1 protein-coding gene is annotated in these 1,761 nt (G+C 62.8%); it reads right to left on the reverse strand.

Annotated features, from left to right (window positions below):
• The coding region (locus ACYQ2W_RS26110) for an IS1634 family transposase (RefSeq protein WP_459873980.1) at positions 1-1,628 on the reverse strand (1,628 nt) is incomplete at its 3' end.
• Between the last annotated feature and the right edge of the window lie 133 nt (positions 1,629-1,761).

Raw genomic sequence — 1,761 nt, forward strand, 5'->3', positions numbered from 1 at the left:
TTAGCGGCATCCGTGCGCGGGTCAGTTACCTGCCAGACGGTGCCGTTGGGGCTCAACAATTGCGCCAATTGGATCTGTTTCAGGTCGTCGCGGATGTTGCGCCAGGTATCCTCGCCGGCGTGCTCGATCACCCGCTCCAGGAGTAGCGAGAGAACGGTGATGGCGATGTGCGCGTGGATGCGGTGAGGGGCCCAGTGAAACACCGGGCGCATCTTCAGACCGCTCTTCAGCGTCCGCCACGCCTCCTCGACGCGCTGCTGCTGCTTGTAGCCCAGCGCCATGTCCTCGGCGGTGAGGGTGTCGTCGTTGCTGTGGACGACGAACTTGCCGTCGAAGCGTTCGAGTTCCTTGATCGCGCCACGGTCGATCGCCAACCCCTTGCGAGTCTCTTTCAGCAGGCGGCCGTAGCGGGCACTGGTACGCAGTGCGCAGGCTCGCTTGCTATACCCCTCGCTCTGATCGGAGAGGCTGGCCAGCTCCGCTTCGAGTTCGCGGATCAACCGCTCCCGGTGACGCCTCTGGCGTCGCGCCTCCAGCGGGTTGAAGCACACCGCGTAGCGCCGGCGCCGAACGCCGTCACCGACCACAACCTCCTTGACCTCCAGGTTCTCGGCAACCTTTCGGTAGCGGCCTGGCCGTCCGAGCACCGCTTCAGTCACCTCGTCGCCACGCTTCATCGGCATTGCCAGCAGATACTTGCCTCCCCCCTTGGAGAGGGTCTGGAGATTGGCCTGAGAGACCATGCCGGCGTCGCCGACGAACAAGCAACGACTAAGCTGCCACCCCTTGAGGTCCTCCTTGACCTTCGCAACCGTGGTCACATCCACGGTGTTGCCGGGGAAGACCCAGTGGCGCACCGGGAAGCCATCGCGCGTCACCGCCAGCCCCACGACGATCTGTGGGGCATCCCCTCGGCCGTTCTTGCTATGGCCTCGCTTACGCGGTGCGGGATAGCTGTGCTGACCTGCCGTGAAGCTGCCGTGGACCACCCCCTGTCCGTCGCCCTCGTCCTCTTCGTCGATCTCGAAGTGCAGCGAGGTGGTGTCGTAGAAGACGATATCGACATCAAGGTTGAGCAAGTCCGCTACCTGGAAGTAGATCGCCTGCTCGATCGACTCCTTGTTCGCCTCCAGAAAGTCCATTGCGCGGTAGAGATGGTGAAGCTCCAGGTCCCGAGCACCGTGGACGTAGGCGTCCTCCTTGAGCCACTGCTCGTGGCAGTAGAGCTTGGAAGCTGGGGCGCACGCCCGGTTGGCGACCATCGCAAACAGTGCGCGCTCCATGTCGAAGTCGAAGCGCCGCTTCGCCACCTGCTTGCGGATCACCTTGTCGATCCCCAGGCGCCGCCAAGTCTCTTCGAGTGCGTAGACATCCCCATAGGGCCAAGCGCAGACCAGCGACCACTCCGGGCTGTCGGTGACGATCTCCTCCGGCGAGCAGCGGCGCAGGATGCTCTTGGCCAACCGCCGGAGTCGTTCCACAGCCTGCGGATCGTCACCTCGCCCGCAGTTGTAGACGATACGCGCCTGGGATCGCTTCTTCTCCGGGTTCCAGGCGTTCTCGGCGATCTGCAGGTAGGTGACGACGCGGCCGTCCGCCCGCTTCTGTTTGCTTTCTCGAAGATACATGCGCCACAGATTAGGCGAAAAATCAAGATATTTCAAAAATCCATGTGACTAGGTTTTCTGGGCCCAATGGCCCGCAAACCCGCGTGGTTGGCGGCCTCAAGGCCGATATGTGCCCAGAAACTGTCAAACTCGG

The organism is Endothiovibrio diazotrophicus, from assembly GCF_054657215.1.